General features: G+C 47.6%; 23 protein-coding genes. 22 read left to right on the forward strand and 1 reads right to left on the reverse strand.

Features of this window, described 5'->3' with window-relative positions:
• Window positions 1-7 precede the first annotated feature (7 nt).
• The 21 genes from tilS to BUA17_RS29550 all read left to right on the forward strand — a co-directional run bounded on the left by tilS (window position 8) and on the right by BUA17_RS29550 (window position 22,241).
• Entirely contained in the window at window positions 8-1,447 is a 1,440-nt protein-coding gene (gene tilS, locus BUA17_RS29450; protein WP_063567557.1) for a tRNA lysidine(34) synthetase TilS, read from the forward strand.
• Between the two features lie 53 nt (window positions 1,448-1,500).
• On the forward strand, window positions 1,501-2,040 hold the full coding sequence (gene hpt, locus BUA17_RS29455; RefSeq protein WP_024633729.1) for a hypoxanthine phosphoribosyltransferase: 540 nt from the start codon (window positions 1,501-1,503) through the stop codon (window positions 2,038-2,040).
• A 101-nt stretch (window positions 2,041-2,141) separates the two neighbouring features.
• Entirely contained in the window at window positions 2,142-4,187 is a 2,046-nt protein-coding gene (gene ftsH, locus BUA17_RS29460; protein WP_072735828.1) for an ATP-dependent zinc metalloprotease FtsH, read from the forward strand.
• Between the two features lie 298 nt (window positions 4,188-4,485).
• Window positions 4,486-5,424 (forward strand): quinolinate synthase NadA, encoded by a 939-nt coding sequence (gene nadA / locus BUA17_RS29465; protein WP_024633731.1) that lies wholly within the window; start codon window positions 4,486-4,488, stop codon window positions 5,422-5,424.
• Window positions 5,425-5,460: 36 nt separating this feature from the next.
• Entirely contained in the window at window positions 5,461-7,080 is a 1,620-nt protein-coding gene (nadB, locus tag BUA17_RS29470) for an L-aspartate oxidase (RefSeq protein ID WP_072735829.1), read from the forward strand.
• Window positions 7,077-7,943: a carboxylating nicotinate-nucleotide diphosphorylase gene (nadC, locus tag BUA17_RS29475; protein ID WP_072735830.1), complete on the forward strand. Its 867-nt coding sequence runs from the start codon at window positions 7,077-7,079 to the stop codon at window positions 7,941-7,943. Before nadB ends, nadC begins: the two co-directional genes overlap by 4 nt.
• A 6-nt stretch (window positions 7,944-7,949) precedes the next feature.
• A complete protein-coding gene (locus BUA17_RS29480) occupies window positions 7,950-8,720 on the forward strand; it encodes a type III pantothenate kinase (RefSeq protein ID WP_072735831.1) in 771 nt (256 codons plus the stop codon).
• Between the two features lie 95 nt (window positions 8,721-8,815).
• Entirely contained in the window at window positions 8,816-9,706 is an 891-nt protein-coding gene (gene hslO, locus BUA17_RS29485; protein ID WP_072735832.1) for an Hsp33 family molecular chaperone HslO, read from the forward strand.
• A gap of 24 nt (window positions 9,707-9,730) precedes the next feature.
• The gene (locus tag BUA17_RS29490) at window positions 9,731-10,681 is read left to right on the forward strand and encodes a peptidyl-prolyl cis-trans isomerase (protein WP_072735833.1); all 951 of its coding nucleotides are present in this window, start codon (window positions 9,731-9,733) and stop codon (window positions 10,679-10,681) included.
• 338 nt (window positions 10,682-11,019) lie between these two features.
• Window positions 11,020-11,958 (forward strand): cysteine synthase A, encoded by a 939-nt coding sequence (gene cysK / locus BUA17_RS29495; RefSeq protein ID WP_063567563.1) that lies wholly within the window; start codon window positions 11,020-11,022, stop codon window positions 11,956-11,958.
• A gap of 141 nt (window positions 11,959-12,099) precedes the next feature.
• Window positions 12,100-13,671, forward strand: coding sequence for an anthranilate synthase component I family protein (locus tag BUA17_RS29500; protein WP_072735841.1), 1,572 nt, complete (start codon window positions 12,100-12,102; stop codon window positions 13,669-13,671).
• Window positions 13,672-13,719: 48 nt separating this feature from the next.
• A complete protein-coding gene (gene pabA / locus BUA17_RS29505; protein ID WP_063567564.1) occupies window positions 13,720-14,295 on the forward strand; it encodes an aminodeoxychorismate/anthranilate synthase component II in 576 nt (191 codons plus the stop codon).
• 2 nt (window positions 14,296-14,297) lie between these two features.
• Window positions 14,298-15,182, forward strand: a complete 885-nt coding sequence (locus BUA17_RS29510) for an aminotransferase class IV (protein WP_072735834.1) — start codon at window positions 14,298-14,300, stop codon at window positions 15,180-15,182.
• Window positions 15,179-16,042 (forward strand): dihydropteroate synthase, encoded by an 864-nt coding sequence (folP, locus tag BUA17_RS29515; RefSeq protein WP_072735835.1) that lies wholly within the window; start codon window positions 15,179-15,181, stop codon window positions 16,040-16,042. Before BUA17_RS29510 ends, folP begins: the two co-directional genes overlap by 4 nt.
• A gap of 102 nt (window positions 16,043-16,144) precedes the next feature.
• Window positions 16,145-16,507, forward strand: a complete 363-nt coding sequence (gene folB / locus BUA17_RS29520) for a dihydroneopterin aldolase (RefSeq protein WP_053778905.1) — start codon at window positions 16,145-16,147, stop codon at window positions 16,505-16,507.
• A gap of 9 nt (window positions 16,508-16,516) precedes the next feature.
• The gene (folK, locus tag BUA17_RS29525) at window positions 16,517-17,065 is read left to right on the forward strand and encodes a 2-amino-4-hydroxy-6-hydroxymethyldihydropteridine diphosphokinase (RefSeq protein WP_072735836.1); all 549 of its coding nucleotides are present in this window, start codon (window positions 16,517-16,519) and stop codon (window positions 17,063-17,065) included.
• Window positions 17,017-17,220: a helix-turn-helix domain-containing protein gene (locus tag BUA17_RS29530; RefSeq protein WP_063568397.1), complete on the forward strand. Its 204-nt coding sequence runs from the start codon at window positions 17,017-17,019 to the stop codon at window positions 17,218-17,220. Before folK ends, BUA17_RS29530 begins: the two co-directional genes overlap by 49 nt.
• 113 nt (window positions 17,221-17,333) lie before the next feature.
• The gene (gene dusB, locus BUA17_RS29535; protein ID WP_072735837.1) at window positions 17,334-18,353 is read left to right on the forward strand and encodes a tRNA dihydrouridine synthase DusB; all 1,020 of its coding nucleotides are present in this window, start codon (window positions 17,334-17,336) and stop codon (window positions 18,351-18,353) included.
• 244 nt (window positions 18,354-18,597) lie between these two features.
• Window positions 18,598-19,074, forward strand: a complete 477-nt coding sequence (gene greA, locus BUA17_RS29540) for a transcription elongation factor GreA (protein ID WP_053778901.1) — start codon at window positions 18,598-18,600, stop codon at window positions 19,072-19,074.
• Between the two features lie 121 nt (window positions 19,075-19,195).
• Entirely contained in the window at window positions 19,196-20,713 is a 1,518-nt protein-coding gene (gene lysS, locus BUA17_RS29545; RefSeq protein ID WP_072735838.1) for a lysine--tRNA ligase, read from the forward strand.
• A gap of 190 nt (window positions 20,714-20,903) precedes the next feature.
• On the forward strand, window positions 20,904-22,241 hold the full coding sequence (locus tag BUA17_RS29550) for a TrkH family potassium uptake protein (protein ID WP_063568394.1): 1,338 nt from the start codon (window positions 20,904-20,906) through the stop codon (window positions 22,239-22,241).
• Window positions 22,242-22,391: 150 nt separating this feature from the next.
• On the opposite strand, the gene BUA17_RS29555 is transcribed toward BUA17_RS29550, so the two are convergent.
• Entirely contained in the window at window positions 22,392-22,991 is a 600-nt protein-coding gene (locus BUA17_RS29555) for a TetR/AcrR family transcriptional regulator (RefSeq protein ID WP_063568393.1), read from the reverse strand.
• Window positions 22,992-23,068: 77 nt separating this feature from the next.
• Here BUA17_RS29555 and BUA17_RS29560 point away from each other — a divergent pair, with 77 nt between their 5' ends.
• Complete coding sequence (locus BUA17_RS29560; RefSeq protein WP_348537091.1) at window positions 23,069-23,626, forward strand: hypothetical protein; 558 nt, start codon at window positions 23,069-23,071, stop codon at window positions 23,624-23,626.
• Window positions 23,627-24,150 lie beyond the last annotated feature (524 nt).

The following is a 24,150-nucleotide window of genomic DNA, read 5'->3' on the forward strand; positions in this document are numbered from 1 at the left end:
AACAGGTATGGAAGCTTTACGCTGGAACAAGCTGGTGAATAACGTGCTGGATGCAGCGGAAGAGCATCAGTTATGGGTTCCCGGGGATCGGATTGTCGTCGCAGTATCGGGCGGACCGGACTCGGTAGCTTTTTTGCATATCATGCATGAGATCAGTACCAGGCATGTCCCGCTGGAATTGATCTGCGCCCATGTACACCATGGTTTTCGGATTGAATCCGATCATGAAGCCGAGATGATGAAGGAACTTGCGCACCGACTTGGCATTGCATTTGAATGGGTGAAGGCCGACGTACCTTCTTATATGAAGCTTACCGGTCAAGGCTCTCAGGAAGCTGCGCGCAACAAGCGATATGAGTTTTTGCATGAAGTGGCTGTCAAATACGATGCGGCGAGCATTGCACTGGCCCATCATGCCGACGATCAGGCAGAGACGGTTATGCTCCATTTGCTGCGAGGAAGTGGTCTTTCCGGACTCGCAGGAATGAAGTTTAAACGGCGAGAAAAAAATGTGGAACTTATTCGTCCATGCCTTCGTATAAACAAGACAGACCTTGTAGAAGCTTGTAATACCCAGGGTTTTCTGTATTTTAATGATGAAAGCAATTCCCTGCGTAAATATCGGCGTAATGCCATTCGCTTGGATGTGCTTCCTTTTTTGGGGCAATATAATGGACAGTTGACGCCGTCTTTGAATCGACTTGCCGAAATTGTAGGCGATGAAGACGATTTCATGGAACAAGGTGCATATGACGCATACAGGTGTCTAGTGCAGGCGAACGGCGGAAGGCAAACCTTTGAGGTGCCTTCCTTTTTGAAGTTACATGTCGCTTTACAACGAAGGTTGATTAAACTAATATTGAATTATCTGCCTTTGGACAGTGATTTTGTCGACTTTACCCGTATTGAGACCATTCGTCGCAAGGTAATTCAGCCTGACGCGACGACCTGGAGCCTGGATATAGGACAGACACTCGCCTGCACCCGGGAGTATGATCTGATCTCTTTCGGCATACGGACTGACGTACAGGATCAATCTTACGAATATCGTCTTGCTCAATGGAGCGGAACTTATGAGCTTTCTCTCGCGGAAATCGACCGGCATGTTCGGATCGTTCCGATGAGTCCCGAGGACTATCATGTACCGGAATCGGCGGATCATGCCGCATTTGATGCGGATCAACTGCTTATGCCGCTGGTTGTGCGTTCAAGGTTACCTGGAGATACCATGAAAGTGATGGGATTAAACGGAAGCAAAAAGGTGAAAAATATTTTCATCGATGAGAAAATTCCCCCATCTGTCCGTTCACGGGTTCCCGTGGTATGTGATGGAGCAGGCAATGTCATTTGGTTACCGGGTGTTCGCCGGTCTAGTGTAGCTCCTGTCAGGGAGGATACTTCTGCAATCCTGTACATGACTGTAGGCGATTCAGCGATTCAGGGGTAGTGGTTATGGTTCAGGTAAGGCTTTCATATGTATAACTTAGGAGGTTCGCACAGTTGCAGAACGACATTCAGGAAGTATTGATCAGTGAAGAAGAAATTCAGAGTAAAATCAAGGAATTAGGCGCAACAATAAGTGCCGAATATGCAAATCGCAATCCTTTGGTCATTTGTGTGCTCAAGGGTGCGTTTATATTTATGGCTGATTTGGTTAAGAACATTACGGTACCTGTTGAGATGGATTTCATGGCAGTATCGAGTTATGGCGCTTCCACCAAATCATCAGGCGTTGTTAAAATCATTAAGGATCTGGATGAATCCGTCGAGGGACGCGAGGTTCTGATTGTAGAGGACATTATTGATAGTGGACTCACGCTCAGTTATCTGATCGAACTCTTGCAGAACCGCGGTGCTGAATCCGTCCGTGTGGTTACGCTATTTGACAAGCCTTCAGGTCGCAAAGTCGAACTTGAAGCTCATTACACCGGCTTTGACATTCCGGACGCATTCATCGTTGGCTATGGTTTGGATTATGCCGAGAAGTACCGGAACCTCCCTTACATCGGGATTCTGAAACCGGAAGTTTACAGCAACTAATGCTTAAGCTAGTTCCAAGCCCATATCTGTTAGTGGCTTCTGTTGAGAAGCCATGTCGGGCTATGTTAAAATAATTAAAGTGTCTCGAGAGGAGGTAGGGGATGAATCGGTTCATCCGGAATTCTGGTTTTTATTTGATTCTTTTTTTAGTTGTGGTGGGTTTAGTTAGATTTATCACAGATGGGAACGATGTTATAGAAAAACCTGGATATGATCAGCTTCGGGCTGAGGTTAAAGCTAACAATGTCTCCGAATTGACTGTTCAATTCAATGGTCAGACGTACATCGTGACCGGTCAATACAGGAAGATTCCTGACGGAGCCAAATCAGAAAATTTCTTAACGTATATTCCTCCTACGGATGAGGCAATTAGTGAGCTTGTAACTGCAAGCGAAACGAACAAGTTCCAATATCATCAGGAACCTATGAAAGGTGACAGCATCTGGTTGACGTTGCTGACTTCCTTTATTCCTTTGATCATTATGTTCCTGCTGTTCTTCTTCCTGTTTAATCAGGCCCAAGGCGGCGGCGGTAAAGTAATGAACTTTGGTAAAAGCCGTGCTCGTCTCTATAACGAAGAGAAAAAACGGGTTACGTTTGAAGATGTTGCGGGTGCTGACGAAGAGAAACAGGAACTGGTTGAAGTCGTGGACTTCCTCAAGGACCCTCGTAAATTCGCAGCAGTAGGTGCGCGGATTCCTAAAGGCGTATTGCTTGTAGGTCCTCCGGGTACAGGTAAAACCTTGCTCGCTCGTGCTGTTGCCGGTGAAGCGGGTGTACCATTCTTCAGTATTTCCGGTTCTGACTTCGTTGAAATGTTTGTCGGTGTCGGTGCATCTCGTGTACGTGACTTGTTTGAAAATGCGAAGAAAAACGCCCCATGTATCATCTTTATCGATGAGATCGATGCTGTAGGACGTCAGCGTGGTGCTGGTCTTGGTGGTGGTCACGACGAACGTGAACAAACACTCAACCAGTTGCTTGTTGAAATGGACGGATTCGGAGCCAATGAAGGTATTATCATCGTTGCTGCAACGAACCGTGCCGATATTCTGGACCCTGCCTTACTGCGTCCAGGACGTTTTGACCGTCAAATCACGGTTGATCGCCCTGACGTGAGAGGTCGTGAAGCGGTTCTGAAAGTACACTCACGCAACAAACCACTCACCAAAGATGTGAAGCTGGACATTATTGCGAAGCGTACTACCGGATTCTCCGGTGCAGATTTGGAAAATCTCTTGAATGAAGCGGCATTGCTTGCGGCACGTCGTAATCGCAGAGATATTTCCATGCGTGAGGTAGACGAGGCGATTGACCGTGTTATCGTAGGTACGGAGAAGAAAAGCCGTGTCATCAGTGATCGTGAGAAACGTATCATTGCTTACCACGAAGCAGGTCACACCATTGTAGGTTACTTCCTGGAACATGCCGATATGGTACATAAAGTTACCATTATTCCGCGTGGACGCGCGGGTGGATATGTAATCATGTTGCCAAAAGAAGATCGTATGCTTGTAACCAAGCAGGAGCTGTTGGACAAAATAACGGGACTCCTTGGGGGCCGTGTTGCAGAAGAATTGTTCATTGGTGAAATTGGTACTGGCGCATACAGTGACTTCCAGCAAGCGACAGGTATTGTTCGAAGTATGGTTATGGAGTACGGTATGAGTGAGAAATTGGGTCCTATGCAATTCGGAAGTTCACAGGGACAGGTATTCCTGGGCCGTGATATTGGTCATGAACAGAATTACTCGGATTCCATCGCATATGAGATTGATCAGGAAATGCAACGCTTCATTAACGATTGTTACGAGAAATGTAAGGACTTGCTCGTAAAACATTCGAAAGAGATGCATCTGATCGCACAAACATTGCTCGAAGTGGAGACATTGGAAATGGATCAGATCAAGGAATTGATCGAGACAGGTTCCCTGACTCCAAAAAGTGAGAACAGCAATGATGGAGAAGGCACGCCTAGCGAAAGCGGAGAGGCGATCATCGACAACATCGGTGATGTACGCGTCCGTATCCAAGGCAAAGATGAAACGCCTGAGCCACCAGCCGGAGATATTCCTAACGAAGCTCCGAATCTGGACAAAGGAAACAGCAATGACCCGGATGATGGTGGAACGAAGCCAACGTCTTAATTTATAACAACCATCTGTTTATAGTGGCAGATGAACAAAGAGAGCCTTTGGGCTCTCTTTTTTTATATATTCCTTCAAATTGTATAGATAATGATAACGGGGAGCTATAGGGCGAACCACGTAGGAAATGGGCGGTTATGCCCTTGTTCTGGGGCGTTTTCATTTATTGACAGAGTCGTGAACGTTGTGTACATTAGGTGTTAAACCGCTTGTGATTCGTTTCTCAAGCGAAAATAACGACTTGGATTTGCCATATGAAACAGCGTATAAGGCTGTCCCGATAAGGAGAGGATCACAGGTGGAAGCTCTGGCTTTAGAGCGCAAGGCTGAGATGAACCGGGAGCTGCGCGAGCGGCTGATGGAATTGAAGAAGGAACGTAATGCCATTATTCTTGCCCATTATTATCAACGTGACGAGGTACAGGAGGTCGCTGATTTCCGGGGAGATTCGTTTTTGCTGGCCCAGAAGGCGGCACAAACCGATGCGGATGTTATCGTTTTCTGCGGGGTTCATTTTATGGGTGAAAGCGCTAAAATTCTTGCTCCTAACAAAACGGTTATCATCCCCGACGAGCGTGCAGGCTGCCCAATGGCAGACATGGTGAACGTTGAAGGCTTACGTAAATTGAAAGCACAGCACCCGAATGCCAAAGTTGTAACGTACATCAATTCCTCAGCTGAGATCAAGGCAGAGACCGACATCTGTTGTACATCGGCCAATGCTGTCAGAGTCATTCAATCTGTTGATTCCGATGAAATCATCTGGGTACCGGATAAAAATCTGGGACATTATGTGCAACAACATACAGACAAGAAAATGATTATCTGGGAAGGTTACTGCAATACCCATGATATGCTGACGGTCAAAGACGTGGTTGAGATGAGAGCGAAGCATCCAAATGCCGAGTTCGTTGTTCACCCGGAATGTCGTCCTGAGGTTGTAGAGATGGGTGACTTCGTAGGTAGCACAACCGCCATTTTGGAATATTGTAAGAATTCGTCCGCTAAAGAATTTATCGTAGGTACCGAGGATGGTACAGGATACCAACTGCGTCTCGATAGCCCGGATAAACAATTCCACTTTGCTACCAAGTTCCTCGTATGCCCGAACATGAAGGTCAATAACTTGAAAAAGCTGGTTAAATGTCTGGAAACGATGAAGCCGCAAATTTACGTGCCTCCAGCCGTTGCCGACAAAGCCAGAGAATCACTAGAGCGCATGTTACTGGTGAAGTAGCATGCGCTACTCTTGCTCCAAGACAGGTGAAATAACATGATACCGCAATATTTAGTGGATTTTGATCTGTCCGCGCTGCCGATGGTGGAGACGGATGTGCTGGTTATTGGTTCGGGCATTGCTGGTTTGTTTACTGCGATCAAGGCGAGTGAACAACGCAGTGTGTTGATGATCACGAAGAAGTCGTTACTGGAAAGTAACACCCGGTATGCGCAGGGAGGAATCGCTGCGGTTATTGCTGAGGATGATTCACCTGCCTACCATTTGCAGGATACACTTGTTGCAGGAGCGGGATTATGCCGCTCCGAAGCAGTCGAAGCATTGGTGAACGAGGGCCCGGACGGAGTGAAAGAACTGATTCGACTGGGTACTTTGTTTGATCTGGAGAACGGCGAGTTGGCGTTGACGCAGGAAGGTGCGCACAGCCACCGCCGTATTTTGCATGCCAATGGGGATGCAACGGGATATGAGATTGTGCGTGCACTGGCTGCACAGGCGAATGAACATCCGGGGATTGAAGTGTGGGATGAGCATTTTGTCATTGACCTGATTACAGAGCAGGGAGAATGTGTAGGTGCGCTGGTTCAGAAGGCTGACGGCTCACAAGTATTTGTGAAGGCAGAGGCAACCGTACTATGCTCTGGCGGAGCTGGACAATTGTATCGATATACGACTAATCCGGAAGTGGCTACAGCAGATGGTGTGGCGATGGCCTATCGTGCCGGGGCAGTTGTCCGGGACATGGAGTTTATCCAATTTCACCCGACCTCCCTTTGTTATCCGGGAGCACCACGTTTCCTGGTGTCCGAGGCGGTACGTGGCGAAGGAGCTTATTTGCGCAATGTGAAAGGCGAGCGCTTCATGGAACGGTATCATGCACAGCTTGAACTGGCACCACGTGATATCGTCGCGCGGGCAATTGTCAGTGAGATGGAATCGACAAACAGCACCTTTGTATATTTGGATATCACTCATGAACCGGCGGAGATGATTAAGCATCGGTTTCCTACTATTTATGAGACCTGTATGCGATACGGACTGGATATGACCACAGACTGGATTCCGGTTGCTCCTGCTGCACATTACATGATGGGCGGAGTGAAGACGGATCTCAGTGGGGAGAGCAGCATTGGCCGGTTATTTGCCTGCGGTGAGGTATCTTCTACTGGAGTAAATGGAGCCAATCGTCTGGCGAGCAACTCTCTGTCTGAAGCAATCGTATTTGGCCGGAGAATCGTGGATCGTATTCAATCCCTTCCTCCGCTTGCTTCACTCCAGACAAATATTCCCACATTAACAACTATTCGCAGGATCATAAAGGAAGAGCAGAAGCCGGTGTCCGAAAGACGCTTGCGTCTGCAAAAAATGATGGTGCGTCAAGTGGGGCTGCGCCGGAATGGCGCTAACCTGCAAGCAGCAATAGAGAAACTGCAACAAGAACTGCAATTTTTTGATCAGAAGTTTACTCACAAAGAAGAGATGGAATATGCCAACCTTTTGACCTGTGCCTGGTTGGTTACCACTGGAGCATTACACCGCGAGGAAAGTCGGGGAGCCCACTACCGTGAGGATTTCCCGCAGCGTGACGATGCCGTATGGCAGAAGCATAGTCTGCAGCAGCGAGAACAAGCGATTGTGGAGGAATTGATGTCATGATACTGAACGGATATAATGAAGGACTCATCGAATCAATCAAAAACTGGCTTCGTGAGGATGTTGGTGCAGGGGATGTCACAACAAATGTGACGATTCCCGCTGGCAGTCAGTCCAAGGCCGTTATACATGCCAAAGACAATGGAATCATTGCAGGAATTACGGTAGCAGAACTCGTGTTTCAGGTAGTGGATCCTGGTCTTGCGTTCACACCAATGGTAAAAGACGGTGATGCAGTTACACATGGTACGATTCTGGCTGAGGTAGAAGGAAGCACACATAGCTTGCTGACAGGAGAGCGTCTGGCTCTTAACCTGCTTCAGCGCATGTCTGGTATCGCTACCCGTACACGTACTTATGTTGACGCGCTGGAAGGCCTTTCTACACGACTGGTCGATACTCGTAAAACAACACCGGGACACCGCTTGCTTGAAAAATATGCAGTGCGGGTTGGTGGCGGAGCAAATCATCGGTTCGGTCTCTATGATGCCGTCATGATTAAGGATAACCACATCAAGGGCGCAGGCGGGATCACTGAAGCGGTACAGCGTGCGCGAGCCGTCATTCCGCATACAATGACCATTGAAGTAGAGACCGAAAACATGGAACAGGTCAGAGAAGCCTTGCAGGCTGGGTCAGATATCATTATGCTGGATAACATGCACCCAGATCGGATGCGTGAGGCCGTCGCTCTTATTCGTGAGCAGGCTCCGCATGTGAAAGTTGAGGCATCGGGCAACGTCTCGCTAAATACCATTCGTGGTATTGCAGAGAGCGGAGTGGATGTAATTTCAGTTGGCAGGTTAACCTACTCTTTTGAGAGCCTGGATATCAGCCTGGATTTAAACGAAAAGAAAGAGGGGTGAACCTCTTTGATTCTTGTGGTAGACGTGGGCAACAGCAATATCGTACTCGGCGTGTATCAAGGCCGGGAGTTGCTCCACCATTTTCGCCTGAGTACATCCCGTCAGTCGACAGTGGATGAATACGGCGTATTGATTTATAATTTATTTCATATGTCGGGGATTTCAACACGCGACATTGAAGGTGTGATCATCTCATCCGTGGTTCCACCACTGGTGAATGTGATTGAAGCCATGTGTGAGAAATACGTAGGCAAAAAACCGCTACTCGTTGGGCCTGGTATTCGAACCGGCCTGAACCTGCGGTATGAGAATCCTCGTGAAGTTGGCGCGGATCGCATTGTTAATGCAGTAGCAGCCGTTGAGAAGTATGGCGGCCCTCTCGTTGTGGTCGATTTTGGTACAGCGACTACATTTGACTGTATTGACGAGAAAGGAAATTATCTGGGCGGGGCTATCGTACCCGGCATCCATATTGCAACCGAAGCACTCTATGAACGAGCGTCCAAGCTACCTCGTATTGAATTGGAGAAGCCCAAGAAAGTCATTGGTCGCAACACCATTCATGCGATGCAGGCCGGCATTATATTTGGTTATGCAGGACAGGTGGACGGCATTGTGGAGCGTATTCGCGAGGAAATGGGAGCCAAGCCTAGAGTCATTGCAACCGGAGGCCTTGCCAAGCTGATTGCAGAAGAAACACGCAGCATCGATGAAGTGGATCCGCTGCTTACGCTTGAAGGGCTGCGTATCGTTTATGAGCGGAACCGGGAAAGGTAAGAACAGAGACGGCAAACAGCGGGCTGAGGTTACAGTCTTATATGTTATGCCGTTTTTTCTATAACTGGCGATTACGCCAAAGGAGGCTGAATGACTTGGAAAACAACAACAAACAAGACCGGTTAATTCGCGGTACAGCAATGAACGGACGGGTTAGGGCCTTTGCTGTTCAAACGACGGAACTGGTTGAGGAATTGCGCAGAAGACATGATACGTTTCCCACGGCTACAGCAGCTATGGGGCGTACGGTTACAGCAGCATCCATTATGGGGGCTATGCTTAAGGGAGAAGAGAAGCTGACAATTCAAGTCAAAGGCGACGGCCCCATTGGACAGATTGTTGCCGATGCTAATGCGAAGGGTGAAGTTCGTGGCTATGTAAGCAATCCGCATGTACATCTGCCGAGCAACAGTATGGGCAAACTGGACGTTGCTGGCGCAGTCGGAACAGAGGGATTCGTGAACGTAACGAAGGATTTGGGGCTGAAAGAGCCTTATCGCGGCAGTGTGCCGATTATTTCAGGGGAACTTGGCGAAGACTTTACGTACTATTTTGCCAAATCGGAGCAGACGCCTTCTGCTGTAGGCGTTGGTGTACTAGTGGATACCGATAATTCGGTTATTGTAGCCGGTGGATTCATTGTACAGTTGCTTCCAGGTTTGATGGATGATGAGATTACGGTGATTGAAAATGCCATTGGTACAATGCCGCCAGTGACGTCTCTGTTGGCTGAGGGGCTTGAACTGGAAGCACTGCTTCGTCGCGTACTGCCTGATGTACAGGTCATGGACGAAATGGATATTCATTTCCACTGTGAGTGTTCACGTGAGCGGGTAGAGAAAACGTTGATCAGTCTGGGTCAATCCGAAATGGAACAATTGATTGAGGAAGAAGGCCAGGCTGAAGTGGTCTGCCAATTCTGCAATGAGGCTTACGATTTCAACAAGGAACAACTTGAAACCATCCTAGAGCAAGCCAAGAACTGATTTTATGCGGGGACGGGACGCGGAATGACAAGACAGGAAAAAGGGTTATGGACGGCTGTAATTGTCTTGACGCTTGGAATGCTGGTGATGGGTTCGGTTATGGTTGTGCAAGGCTTACGAAATGGACGTGAAGGAGCAGATTCGCCTCAGGATACCAATCAAGAAGAGGGAAATGCGGTAGCAACGATCAATGGGGAGGTCATCACCGACAAGGAATGGACCGAGGCATTGAAACGGCGCTATGGCAGTGAATTGCTGCTTCAGATGCTCAATCGTAAAGCTGTATATGCAGAAGCGCTCGATCGTAATCTGACGGTGACTCCCAAAGAAATTGCGAAGGAACTTGCCGCGGCCATGGATGGATATGATTCGGAGAAGGCATATTTTGACGAGACGCAGTCCCAACTGGGTTTATCCAGGCAAGATCTTGAGTTGGAGGCAGGATACCGACTTCTGCTTGAGAAAATCGCGACGAGCGGTATACAGATCAAGGATGCAGATATTGAGCATTATTGGAACGAACACCATGAAGACTATGTTTCCCCAGAAAAATATGATCTGTCTATCATTGTATTGAAGGAAGAGGAACAGGCTGAATCAGTCCTGGATGCGCTCGACAAGGGAGCAGACTTTGAAGAAACTGCGCGTAATGAATCGACGGACACTTACTCCCGTGATGCGGGTGGTCGTCTGGGATGGGTTGAGCAGAACGATCCGTTTCAGTCCGAAGCGATCCTCAAACTTGCAGCTCAACTGGACGTTGGCGATATTGCAGGGCCGGTGAAGGTGGAAGAAGGATACGCCATCATTAAAATGAATGACAAACAAGAGCGTCAGGTGCAACCTGCAGAAGAGGTTCGCGAAGAAATTCGGATGCAGCTTGCTCTCAGCCAGGCTGATCCCCTGCCCCAGGTGGAGGAAAGGCTGCGAAGCAAGTATGAAGCTGTCATCATCGCTGAAATTCCGGCATCCTGATTATCCTGCAAACGAATGTCCTACTGCATCTTGATAAAAATACTCTGTCTACGGCCTTAGGGCCCAGGGCGGAGTATTTTTTTGAGTACTCATATTGACAATAGGGTGTAACGTTGATAAGATAAAAATAATCAAAAACCTACTCATTTACTCGGAATAAAACCATTTATATGAACAAAGAAATCTTCGAAAACCCAGGTTCTGTCCGATTTATTGCAGACGGAATGAACTCAGGCGGATTTCCGAAGTTCTTCTATAACATCTAGAGGCTGCTCGGCCACACATGTATATGGCAACAGGACTTAAGTAGTATTCATCCCACTAAGGAGGGCATTCATATGGCTAAAGTAGTTAATAACGTAACAGAACTTATCGGAGGTACTCCGCTTGTTCGTCTGAACCGTATCGTACCTGAAGGCAGTGCTGAAGTATTCGTGAAACTGGAATACCAGAATCCAGGTTCAAGCGTCAAAGACCGTATCGCGATTAGCATCGTGGAAGAAGCGGAAAAAGAAGGCAAGCTGAAACCGGGTGATACCATTATCGAAGCAACAAGTGGTAACACAGGAATTGGACTGGCTATGGTGGCTGCAGCCAAAGGCTATAAGTCTGTTATTGTTATGCCGGAAACGATGAGCATGGAGCGTCGTAACCTGCTTCGCGCCTATGGAGCTGAGCTTGTGCTCACACCGGGAGCCGAAGGTATGAATGGTGCAGTTAAAAAAGCTGAGGAATTGCTTAAGGAAAATCCATCTTATTTCATGGCTGAGCAATTTAAAAATAAAGCTAACGTGAAGATCCACCGTGAAACGACTGGCCCTGAGATTGTTGAAGCCATTCAATCTGTAGGCGGTACGTTGGATGCTTTCGTTGCAGGAATCGGTACAGGCGGAACGATTACAGGTACAGGTGAAGTATTGAAGGAATCATACCCTGGGATTAAAATCGTTGCCGTTGAACCGGCAGCTTCGCCAATCTTGGCAGGTGGCAAACCGGGTCCTCACAAAATTCAAGGGATCGGTGCTAACTTTATTCCTGAGATTCTTGATCAGGAAATCTATGACGAGATCATTCACATCGAGAATGATGATGCGTTCGAGACGGCTCGTCAGGTAGCGAAGGAAGAAGGTATTCTATCCGGTATTTCTTCCGGTGCAGCCATCCGCGCAGGTCTGCAAGTGGCTAAACAGTTGGGTGCAGGCAAACGCGTTGTCGTGATCGTTCCAAGTAACGGCGAACGTTACCTCAGTACGCCACTTTACAACTTCGAAGCTTAAGCTTAACTAGTGATGAAACAAATCCTCCTTGCCCGCATGCCGGGTGTGGAGGATTTTTTGCTGAATGCTTTTAAAAGCAGCGGCGCTTTAGTATACTATCAGACAATAGAACTAGTGACAGATGGAGGGCGGCAAACCGCAATGACACACCTGATGACAACATACGCCGACTGGACAGAGTGGGCCGGAAAAGGTTGGACCATGATGCCGTATATGATTAAGTCGGATAAGGGACCGTATCATGGCGGTTTACCGTTAACGTGGGAAGCAGCCTGGCAACAGGCGTCACCCTATGCAATGGTGTTGGAGAATGGTAAAGGCGGAAGGTATACCTTTCTGGGATTAAACCCGGTATCCGTTATCTCCGGCAAGGGCAACGAAGCTGTTATTCATGATCTTATTCAAGGAGGTACCCGAACGGACGGTGGTAAACCACTTGAAGTATTAAAAAGGTGGGCTGCGCCATACAAGGCACCAAAGGTGAGCGGGGCTCCAGACTTTGGTGGTGGATGTGCAGGCTATCTAAGCTATGACGTAGCCAGATCCCTGGAAAAGCTGCCAACCTTGGCAGAAGATAACCCGGCACTTCCGGATTATTGGTGGATGCGTTTTGAAGAAATATGGGCGTATGATCATGAACAGCAGGCGCTGTTCTGCATGGTTCATCTGACTGTACAGCCGGATCAGGATGAAGCTCAGCTTCGCAAGCTGTACGCAGAAGCAGAAGAGCGAGCAGCAGCCATGCAGCAGCGATGGCTGCATATTCTGGGCTTTGCCCAGGCGGAAGAGCAGCAGCAGGCATTGGAGCATCGCCATAGCCACATTCATCTCACTGCGCAATCAGCGGATTCGGAGCGGGAAACGGAAGGATGGCACACCTCCTTTCCTCAAGAGGACTTTGAGCAGGCGGTACGCACAGTGCAGGAATATATCCGGCAGGGGGATGTGTTTCAAGTGAATCTGTCCTTGCGGCAGGAAAAACGTCTGAAGTCCAGTGCAGAGCACATCTATGAATGGCTTCGTCTAGTAAATCCCTCTCCCTACATGGGATTGCTGCGTAGCCCGGATTTCCAACTGGTGAGCGGTTCGCCTGAATTGCTAGTCAAAGTGGATCATGGCAAGGTGAGTGCTCGTCCGATCGCAGGAACACGGCGAAGAGGACGAGATGAAGTCGAAGATGAGTTGATGGCCTTTGAGCTGCTGAACAGTGAGAAGGAGCGGGCAGAACATATTATGCTGGTCGATCTGGAGCGGAATGATATCGGACGAATTGCAGCTTATGGATCAGTGCATGTGCCTGAACTGATGACGATCGAGAAGTATTCGCATGTTATGCATCTGGTGTCTCAAGTTGAGGGAACGCTGGCCGAGGGACTATCCGTATTTGATGTAATCGCAGCGACGTTCCCAGGTGGAACGATTACGGGTGCACCCAAAGTTCGCACCATGGAAATCATTGAAGAACTGGAGCCTGTGCGTCGTGGACCGTATACAGGATCGATTGGGTGGCTGGACTACAGTGGCAATATGGAATTGAACATCATCATTCGTACACTTTCCATTAAAGATGGAGTGGGATATGTACAGGCAGGAGCAGGTATCGTTATTGACTCCGATCCATATCGGGAATATAAGGAGTGCCGGAACAAAGCAAGAGCCATGATGAGGGCTGTGAATTACAGCGAGGAAGCTGAAGCCGTTAAATTAAAATAATCAAGCAGCCGTCCCCTGTGTGGACGGAAGAACAGGAGGAACAACGATATGATACTGGTTATCGACAATTATGATTCCTTCACGTACAACCTGGTTCAATATCTGGGTGAACTGGGGGAGACGGTGGAAGTTCGCCGTAACGATGAAATTGATCTGGCAGGCATCGAGGCATTGGCACCTGATCATATTTTGATCTCACCCGGTCCTTGTACTCCGAATGAGGCAGGCATTAGTCTGGCGGTCATTGATCAATTCAAGGGTAGTATTCCGATCTTTGGCGTATGTCTGGGACATCAGGCGATTGGACAGGCTTTCGGAGGTAATGTTATTCGTGCGGACCGCATGATGCATGGCAAAACATCGGAGATGCACCATAACGGAACATCCGTATTTACCGGATTACCATCTCCCTTTACGGCAACGCGGTATCACTCTCTGATCGTGGAGCGCAGCAGTCTGCCAGATTGTCTGGAGATTACGGCCGAGACTGCGGAAGGCGAGATTATGGGCTTGCGTCACAAGGAATATGCGATTGAAGGTGTTCAGTTCCATCCCGAATCCATCATTACGGATCACGGTCATCAAATGCTGCGTAACTTCCTGTCTCAGCAGGTAAAGGTATAGAGATGAAATATGCCGCGATAAACGGAGAATTGGTCAATATGGCGGCAGCCGTGGTTCCGGTGACGGATCACGGCTTTTTGTACGGACTCGGATTGTTCGAGACGTTTCGAACGTATCAGGGAGTTCCTTTTCTGCTGGAACGTCATTTGGAGCGGATGGCTGCAGGGTGTCGTGAACTGGGCATTCCTTTCACAGCAACAGCAGCGGAGGTAACGGAATGGATCAAAAGTGTGCTGCTTGCTAACGAACTCCAGGATGCCTATGTGCGATATACGGTATCTGCGGGCGAAGCCCCGCTGGGGCTACCTTCGGGGGATTATGTGAAACCCAATCATATCGTATTGGCAAAAGCACTACCTGGACCCTCTCCATCTCTATATGAAAATGGTAAAATGCTTCAACGTCTGTCGACGCCCCGTAACACGCCTGAAGGAGAAGTGCGGTTCAAATCGCTGCATTACATGAACAGCATTTTGGCGAAACGGGAACTGAACGGATACGGGCAGCATGTACAAAGTGCGGAAGGTCTGCAATTAACTCGAGATGGCTACATAGCTGAGGGGATTGTCAGCAATGTGTTCTGGGTGAGACAGGGCGTACTCTACACGCCTTCACTTGCGACTGGCATTTTGCCGGGAATCACCAGAGCCGTTGTACTGGAGCTTGCAGTTCACCAAGGAATACCTTGCCAGGAAGGATTGTTCCCTTGGGGGGAGCTGTTACAGGCAGATGAGATCTTTTTGACAGGCTCTGTTGCTGAACTCGTTCCAGTTACTACATTGCGGGATGAGGATGGAACGGAAACGGTAATCAGCAGCGGACATATAGGCCCGGTTACAGAAGTACTTCTGGGTATGTACCGGCAGAAAGCGGGGTATACTTCATGACACTTACACCAGTCATCTATGAACGGAATTATGCGTGGGGTCCAGCAGAGCTAAAACTTGGCACACGTACACTTATTATGGGCATTCTGAATGTCACACCGGACTCCTTCTCGGATGGGGGACGTTATACCAATGTGGAGCGTGCGGTGGCTCACGCCATTCAGATGATGGAAGATGGCGCGGATCTCATTGATATTGGCGGGGAATCTACACGTCCAGGTTCCGATATCGTTGGCGCTGATGAAGAGCTCAGCCGGATCATTCCGGTCATTGAAGCACTGCGGCAGCAGGCTCCACATATTCCGATATCGGTAGACACCTATAAAGCGGATGTCGCTCGCCAGGCTATTCAGGCTGGAGCGCACATCATCAATGATGTGTGGGGTGCCAAGGCTGACCCGGAGATGGCACGCACTGCGGCAGAACTGGGATGTCCTCTGATCCTAATGCACAACCGGCAAGAACGAGACTATACCAACTATTTGGTTGATGTAGTCCGTAATCTTGAGGAGAGTATACAGATGGCGCTAGAGGCCGGAGTACATCCCGATCAGATTATTCTGGACCCGGGCATTGGCTTCGTGAAAGATCTGAACGAAAACCTAGTGCTCATGTCATCGCTCGGGTTGCTCAATGAGATGGGCTATCCCGTTCTGCTTGCCACCTCGCGTAAAAGGTTCATCCAGAACACCTTACAGGTACAGGCGGATGATGCGCTGGAGGGTACAGCCGCTACGGTTGCTTTTGGCATAGCCCAAGGATGCCAGATGGTCCGGGTCCATGATGTGAAGCCGATTCGGCGCACAGTGGACATGTGTGATGCCATGTTGTATGCATCTCCAGGCTTGCGGAGGAAATGATGTTGGCGGGACAAGTGACCCGTGCAGTGGAAGCGCAGCGTTTTGCAATAAGAACAAACATCGAACCATGAATTCATTATATATAGAGGGCAGGCGGAACTTATGGATAGAATGGTAATGCATCGAATGGAGTATTACGGATATCACGGCGTATTTGCCGAGGAACGGAAGCTGGGGGCGCGTTATTATATTGATTTGGAGATCGATATGGATCTGGGTGAGGCTGGGCGTAACGATGATTTAACCAAAACCATCAATTATGCGGAGATCCATGAGCTGGTCAAACAGATCGTTGAAAATAAATCATTCCAGTTAATTGAAGCTTTGGGCGAACATATTGCATCTTCTTTACTAGACACTTATACTATTATCAATGCACTGACAGTCAAGGTGACGAAGCCGCATCCGCCTTTCGATATTCATTTTGGGGGCGTAACTGTAGAGCTTCGCCGCACAAGAAAGTGAGAACCGATCATGATTGCACATTCGACCTCTGAATCTTCAGAGGCTTATATTGCTTTAGGGGCTAATTTGGGTGACCGGGAACAGACGCTGCTTGAGGCGTTAACGTTGCTGGATGCACATCCTCATATATCTGTCTTGCGCTGTTCTGCGCTATATGAAACGGAGCCGGTAGGTTATGTGGACCAGCCAGCGTTTCTGAATATGGCAACTGCGGTACAGACTATACTTTTGCCGGAGCAGCTGCTCACGGAACTGCTGGATATTGAAACACGGCTTGGGCGGGTTCGTGATATCCGTTGGGGCCCTCGTACAGTCGATTTGGATCTGCTTTGGATGGATGGAGAGACGAGTGATACCGACCGGCTGCAATTACCACATCCACGGATGGGTGAACGGGCGTTTGTATTGGTGCCACTGGCTGATATCGTAACCGAAGATGAGCATTCAGGTTTGTATACCTTTGTACAATCATCGTTGTCTGTACTGGATGGAAAGGATGGAATACAGCTTTGGAAAACGTGCAATTGGCCAATCGAATCCGGGCTTTCCGGAAGCTGAAAGGTTTAACACAACAGGAACTCGCTGCTGAGACGGGCATATCGCTGGCCATTCTGGGTATGATTGAACGAGGCAACCGCAAAGTAGTTGAACGGGAGCTGAATCTAATTGCCGGGGTGCTGTCGATCAGCATTGAGGAGTTACAGGGGAACTAAGGTCGCTTTTTACTAATAAGAAAATATCGTCATTATTCGTTTATTTTATACAAACTAAAACACAACCAGGATTCATGCAAGAGTCGGATTTAAAAAGGAGTGGAACGACTACCATGCTTAAAATTGGTGACATTGTAATGAAAAACCAGGTTGTACTTGCGCCGATGGCTGGCGTGTGTAATCCGGCTTTTCGTCTGATCGCAAAAGAATTTGGAACAGGCCTCGTATGTGCGGAGATGGTTAGTGGCAAAGCCATCGTGCATGGTAACAAGCGTACACGTGAGATGTTATTTGTAGATGAGCGTGAGAAACCGCTGAGCCTGCAAATTTGGGGGGGAGATCGTCAAGCCCTCGTAGAAGCAGCCAAAATTGTGGACAAAGAAACCAATGCTGACATCATCGACATCAACATGGGATGCCCTGTGCCAAAAGTGACGAGCTGTGATGCAGGTGCACGCTGGTTGCTTGATCCGAACAAAATTTATGAAATGGTATCTGCTGTTGTGGACGCTGTAGATAAGCCCGTTACAGTCAAGATGCGGATCGGCTGGGATAACGAGCATATCTACGTGGTTGAGAATGCACTTGCGGTTGAACGTGCTGGCGGACAAGCGGTAAGTGTTCACGGCCGTACACGTGAGCAACTCTACACAGGCACAGCGGACTGGTCACACATCAAAAATGTCAAAGAGGCTGTCTCCATCCCGGTTATCGGGAACGGAGATGTATCTTCACCGGAAGATGCCCGTCGTATGTTGGATGAAACGGGTTGTGACGGAGTTATGATCGGTCGTGCCGCCCTAGGTAACCCATGGATGTTGTATCGGACCATTCAATACTTGAGTTCCGGCGAACTGCTTCCTGACCCGAATGGGGAAGAGAAGATTCGGGTTGCCATTTTGCATATGGACCGTCTGATTGCACTGAAGGGTGAGGCTGTTGCTGTTCGAGAGATGCGTAAACACCTGGCTTGGTATCTGAAAGGTCTGAAAGGATCTGCCCGTATCAAAGACGTTATTATGGAAGAAACCAAACGTGATGAGATGGTGCATATTCTGGAGAACTTTGTAGGCCAGCTGCATATGGAAGGCAATCTGGAGTCAGAACCGGCAGTAGCCGAAAATGCATCCTGATCTGCTGCTGTAAAACGTTTACAGCTATAGGGGGCGTAACATTGACTTTTCGAGACCGTTACCCTATAATTTCACAGTATAAATTCGCCATGTGCGTCATAAGGCTAGTGCATCAGGAGGAACGTTCTGTTTCTCCGGAGAACTTCATATAGTTTTGAAGATGTATGCGGGCGGAGCTCTGTAAACAGCACTGGTTCCGTTGCCGTGCAATCAAATTATTCCCATGACAGGAGAATCGGTTGAGATGAGCGATAAGGAAGTTATCCTTACACCAGAGGGTCTTAAGAAGCTTGAAGAAGAACTGGAAATGCTGAAATCAGTGAAGCGCCGCGAAGTGGCTGAACGGATTAAGGTAGCCATCGGGTATGGAGATATTAGTGAAAACTCCGAATACGAAGACGCGAAGAACGAACAGGCTTTCATTGAAGGCCGCGTTATTACGTTGGAGAAATTGCTTCGGAACGCACGGATTATCAACAGCGACGAGATCGATACCGAAGCTGTAAGCGTGGGTGCAACAGTCACTGTAGAAGATCTGGAATTCGGTGATATCACGGAATATACGATTGTAGGTTCTGCGGAGTCCAATCCGCTGCAAAACAAAATATCGAACGAAAGCCCTGTTGGCAAAGCCATTCTGGGCAAGAAAAAAGGTACGGTTGTTGATGTAAGTGTGCCTGCTGGCGTAATTCAATATAAAATTGTAGACATCAAAAAGTAATATAAGCAATGAAGCAGTCGGGTACGGAGACAAAAGCTTCCTTAGGGAAGCTTTTTTCAACATTTGAGGCAGAATACCTCTGAAGATGCCTGCAATGTAAATAAGGAGATGAATATAGATCATGACGGATGAAGTCTTGAATCAGGAAACCGAAACCGAACTAAGTGAGCTTTTACAAATTCGCCGCGACAAATTGGACGAGCTCCGCAAATTGGGGATCGACCCTTTTGGCCAAAAATACGTACGTACGGAAGAAGCCGGCTCCATTCTGAAGAAGTATGAAGAACTGACCAAGGAAGAGCTGGAAGAGAAGCACATCGAAGTCAGTATTGCCGGACGGATTATGGCGAAGCGGGGAATGGGTAAAGCGAGCTTTGCACATATTCAGGACCTGAGCGGCAGAATCCAGATCTATGTTCGTCAGGATACTGTACCGGAAGACAAATACGCCGCGTTCAGCCTGCTCGATTTAGGGGATATTGTAGGTGTCTCTGGGGTAATCTTCAAAACCAAGACAGGTGAAACTTCGGTTAAAGTTCAAAATCTCGAAGTATTGTCCAAGTCACTTTACCCACTTCCGGATAAATATCATGGACTCGCGGATGTAGAGCTGCGTTACCGCCAGCGCTATGTTGACCTGATTATGAATCGTGAAGTGCAGCAGACCTTCATTACTCGTTCCAAAATCATTCAGTCGATGCGCCGTTACCTAGATTCTCTGGGCTATCTGGAAGTCGAAACTCCGACGCTGCACACCATCGCTGGTGGTGCCGCTGCGCGTCCATTCATCACGCATCATAATGCGCTTGATATGGAATTGTACATGCGGATTGCGATTGAGCTTCACCTGAAACGTCTGATTGTAGGCGGTCTGGAGAAAGTATATGAGATCGGCCGTGTATACCGTAATGAAGGGATGTCGACACGTCATAACCCTGAGTTCACAATGATTGAACTTTATGAGGCATATGCCGATTATCAGGATATTATGCGTTTGACTGAGAATCTTGTTGCTCACATCGCACAGGAAGTGCTTGGTACGCAAGTTATCCAATATGCAGACTATCAAGTGGATCTTACACCACAATGGCGCCGTGTAACGATGGTAGACGCGGTTAAGGAAGTTGTAGGCGTGGACTTCTCCGTGCACATGACGAACGAGGAAGCTCATCGTTTGGCGAAAGAACATAAAGTTCCGGTTGAAAAGCATATGACATTTGGTCATATTCTGAATGCATTCTTCGAACATTTTGTAGAAGAGACATTGATTCAACCAACCTTTATTATGGGGCACCCGGTTGAGATTTCTCCGCTGGCGAAGAAGAGCGATTCAGATCCACGTTTCACGGACCGCTTCGAGCTGTTTATCGTTGGACGTGAGCATGCAAATGCATTTACGGAGCTGAATGATCCAATCGATCAACGTCAGCGCTTTGAGGCACAATTGCTGGAGAAAGAACACGGGAACGACGAAGCACACGAAATGGATGATGATTTCATCCGTGCGCTCGAATATGGTATGCCACCAACAGGTGGACTGGGGATCGGTATTGACCGTCTGATCATGTTGTTGACCAACTCGCCGTCTATTCGTGACGTACTGCTCTTCCCGCATATGCGTCCTCGTACACAGGATTAAATAAGGAACGTTTAACTCGTTCATAATAGAAGAGGAACCTGCCGTTCAGTATGATGCTGGTGGCAAGTTCCTCTTTAGGTTTACATAGGCATCGAAGTGACAGATTCGTCGAAACAACATGTCTTACCAAAGTGTGGTGACAGAATTTGTTCGCCTACCTGCTTGTATTATGTTAAAAGAGGTGCCCTCCATGAAGTTTAGGCTTCACATTGCTAAATTCCTATCACCCCCATTGATTCTGGTTGGTGGTTTTATGCTTATTATCATGATCGGTACGATTCTGCTCATGTTACCTATCTCCAATCAAAGCGGCGAGCATTTGGCGTTTATTGATGCGCTTTTTACTTCTACCTCTGCTGCATGTGTAACCGGGCTGGTCGTTGTGGATGTAGGGACGACTTTCAACCTGTTTGGTCAAATCGTGATTATGGTGCTTATGCAGCTAGGTGGACTTGGCTTCATGACCATCGCAACGTTGTTTGCATTAGTATTGGGTAAGCGTATCTCGCTAAAGGACAGGCTTCTGCTGAAAGAGGCTATCAACGCTGACAGTATGGAAGGCATTGTACGTATTATCCGCAAAGTGCTCATTTTTTCGTTTACCATTGAAGGGGTGGCTGCTGTTATATTGGCACTACGCTGGGCAACGGAGATGCCCTTTTGGCAGGCGGTATACTATGGGGCGTTTCACTCGGTTTCATTATTTAATAATGGTGGTTTCGATCTGTTTGGCAACAGTTTTCAGTATTATACAGGGGACTGGTTGTTTAACCTGACAGCTTCCGTGCTGGTTGTATCGGGTGGACTCGGCTTTGTGGTGCTGAATGATTTGTTTGAGTTCCGCAAGCGCCGTCGCTTATCGTTGCAGTCCAAACTGGTATTGTCCGTATCAGGTGCACTGATTGGTATTGGAGCAATTGTACTGTTTGTATTTGAGTTCACCAATGGACACACACTGGCGTCTCTAAGTTGGAGTGAAAAGATATACGCCTCGTTCTTCCAATCGGTCTCTACACGTTCGTCGGGTACGAGCACCATTGATATTACCGAGATGAGGCAGGCCACTCAGTTCTTCTTCATTCTGTTGATGTTCATTGGGGCATCTCCGGGATCAACCGGGGGTGGGATCAAGACGACAACGTTCCTGATCATGATTGGAGCGGTGTATGCCATGATTCGTGGCAATAAAGATATTGTATTTTTCCGTCAGCGTGTTCCGAAAGATTTGCTGATGAGAGCATTGACGATTATTATGGTTTCCTTGATCATATTCATGGTTGTAGTAATGCTACTACTTACCACAGAGGATGCACCGTTCCTTTCACTTATGTTTGAAGCGGCCTCGGCGATTGGGACAGTAGGTCTGTCGGTGGGAGTAACACATGAATTAACGGTATGGGGAAAAGTGATTATCGCCTTCACGATGTTTATCGGACGTATTGGACCACTAACCATTGCATACGCGCTTCGTCCGCGCAAAGAGAAAAAGCTGTATCGCCATCCGGAGGGCCGGATTATTATTGGATAAAAAGAAAAACCGTCACGCATCTAGGACTAACCCTATCATGGAATAGGTTAGTTACAACTAATGCCTGACGGTTTTTTTGTTTCATAGAAGCAATTACTTGTTTCTTGCTGGTACGAAGGATTGAGCTGTATTTAATTATGTGATCGAATGTTATTCTGCATCCCGGCATAACGTTGCAAGATGTGTGGTAAGGATGTTCTCCATAATCTTGGTGTTCATCTGGTCAGGACGAAGAATCGCATGAATACCCAAACCGTCGACCAGTGCGTACAGCCTTTCAATTTCCAGTTCCTTGTCGATGTCTGTTCGGCAGAGATTGAGTTCCATGAGGTAGGTGATAACTTTAGCCATCGCGTGTCTGAGTTCATCATATACTTTGTCGGCATGCTCTTTGAGAACAGGGTCAGTCTTGGACTTGGCTGTAAAAGCGTACCACACCTCCATTTCGGCCATTTTTTCATCCGTACTTGGCAAGAGTTCTAACAACAGAAGCTTCATATTCTCCAAAGGAGATGCATCAAAGGAAATCTGTGTGATTCGATTCGATACACGTTCGGATACCAGATTCATTGCGTATAGGAGTAGTTCTGATTGGGTTGAAAAGTAGTGGCGCATAGACCCGGCCGATATTCCAGCTTCTACCGCAATATTTCGAACGGAGGCCTGTTCCATGCCATCTCTTCGGATGACACGCCAAGCCGCTTCGGCTACGAGCAGACGTTGTTTATCGTGATCAACTATTTTAGGCATAAAAAGATTATATCATTGTTGATTATTATAATACAAACGTGTTAAATTATATTTAATACATTCGTATTATAAAAGGAGTGAATCGTTTGATTGCCTATTTTATTATTGGATGTGAGATTGCCTTCTGGGTTTTTGTCGCTTCAGGTCTAAGTGTGCGTTATCTGTTTGGGATGAAACGGACAGGGGTCGCGCTGTTAATGGCAACGCCCATTGTGGATGTTCTTCTTATGGTAGCGACGGTGATGGATCTTCAACGGGGTGCTACGGCAAATATGGTTCACGGCATTGCAGCTATATATACAGGTGTGAGTATTGCTTATGGTCATCAGATGATCGCTTGGGCTGATCGTTATTTCCTTTACTGGTATAAGGGAGGGGATAATCCTCGGAGCAGCAAGGTGTATGGTAGCGAGCATGCTAGTCGTGAAAGAGTGGGATGGCTTAGACATCTATTGGCTTGGGGCATAGGTAGCTTGTTCTTGCTCGCGATGATCTGGTGGATTGGGGATACGGAGCGTACTACGGCATTCTCTAATCTCATAAGAGTATGGGGGATTATATTGGGGATCGATTTTATAATCAGCTTCAGTTATAGCTTATGGCCGCGAAAGATGCCTTTAGAGAAAGTGAAGTAACATCTAATTGGATAGGGCGGAAGGAACATGCGGATTATCCGTGGAGGAAAGGTGATCCGCATGTTCTGGGAAGAGAGTGTTTAATAAGGATTGAAGGGATCTTAAATAACTCCGGCATTAAGTGAATAGCTATACGAGAGACTAAATATAATTTATTGAAAATAAAGCTTGCGTTCCGAATCTCTACATGGTATATTCTAATTCCGGCCAAGAAAACACGAGAAACACGGTGCGGCAAGCGAATGAAATAAGCTTCGAAAGAAACTTAAAAAAAGAGCTTGCAAAGTTGGTTCGGATGTGATAAGATATAAAAGTTGCTGAGGTGAACAACACACGGCAATGAAACAAGTTTGATCTTTGAAAACTGAACAACGAGTGAGTAACGATCTTGCTTGCAAGATCGACGCTGAGAAATCGGTACACGTCTTCGGACTGTATGATTTCAAAGCAAAATAAATGAGATTTTTAATCTCGTCAGTTTCAAAATGAGCTTATCGCTCTTTTCAATACTTTATTGGAGAGTT

The sequence above is a fragment of the Paenibacillus sp. ov031 genome, assembly GCF_900143165.1.
GTDB lineage: Bacteria > Bacillota > Bacilli > Paenibacillales > Paenibacillaceae > Paenibacillus > Paenibacillus marchantiae.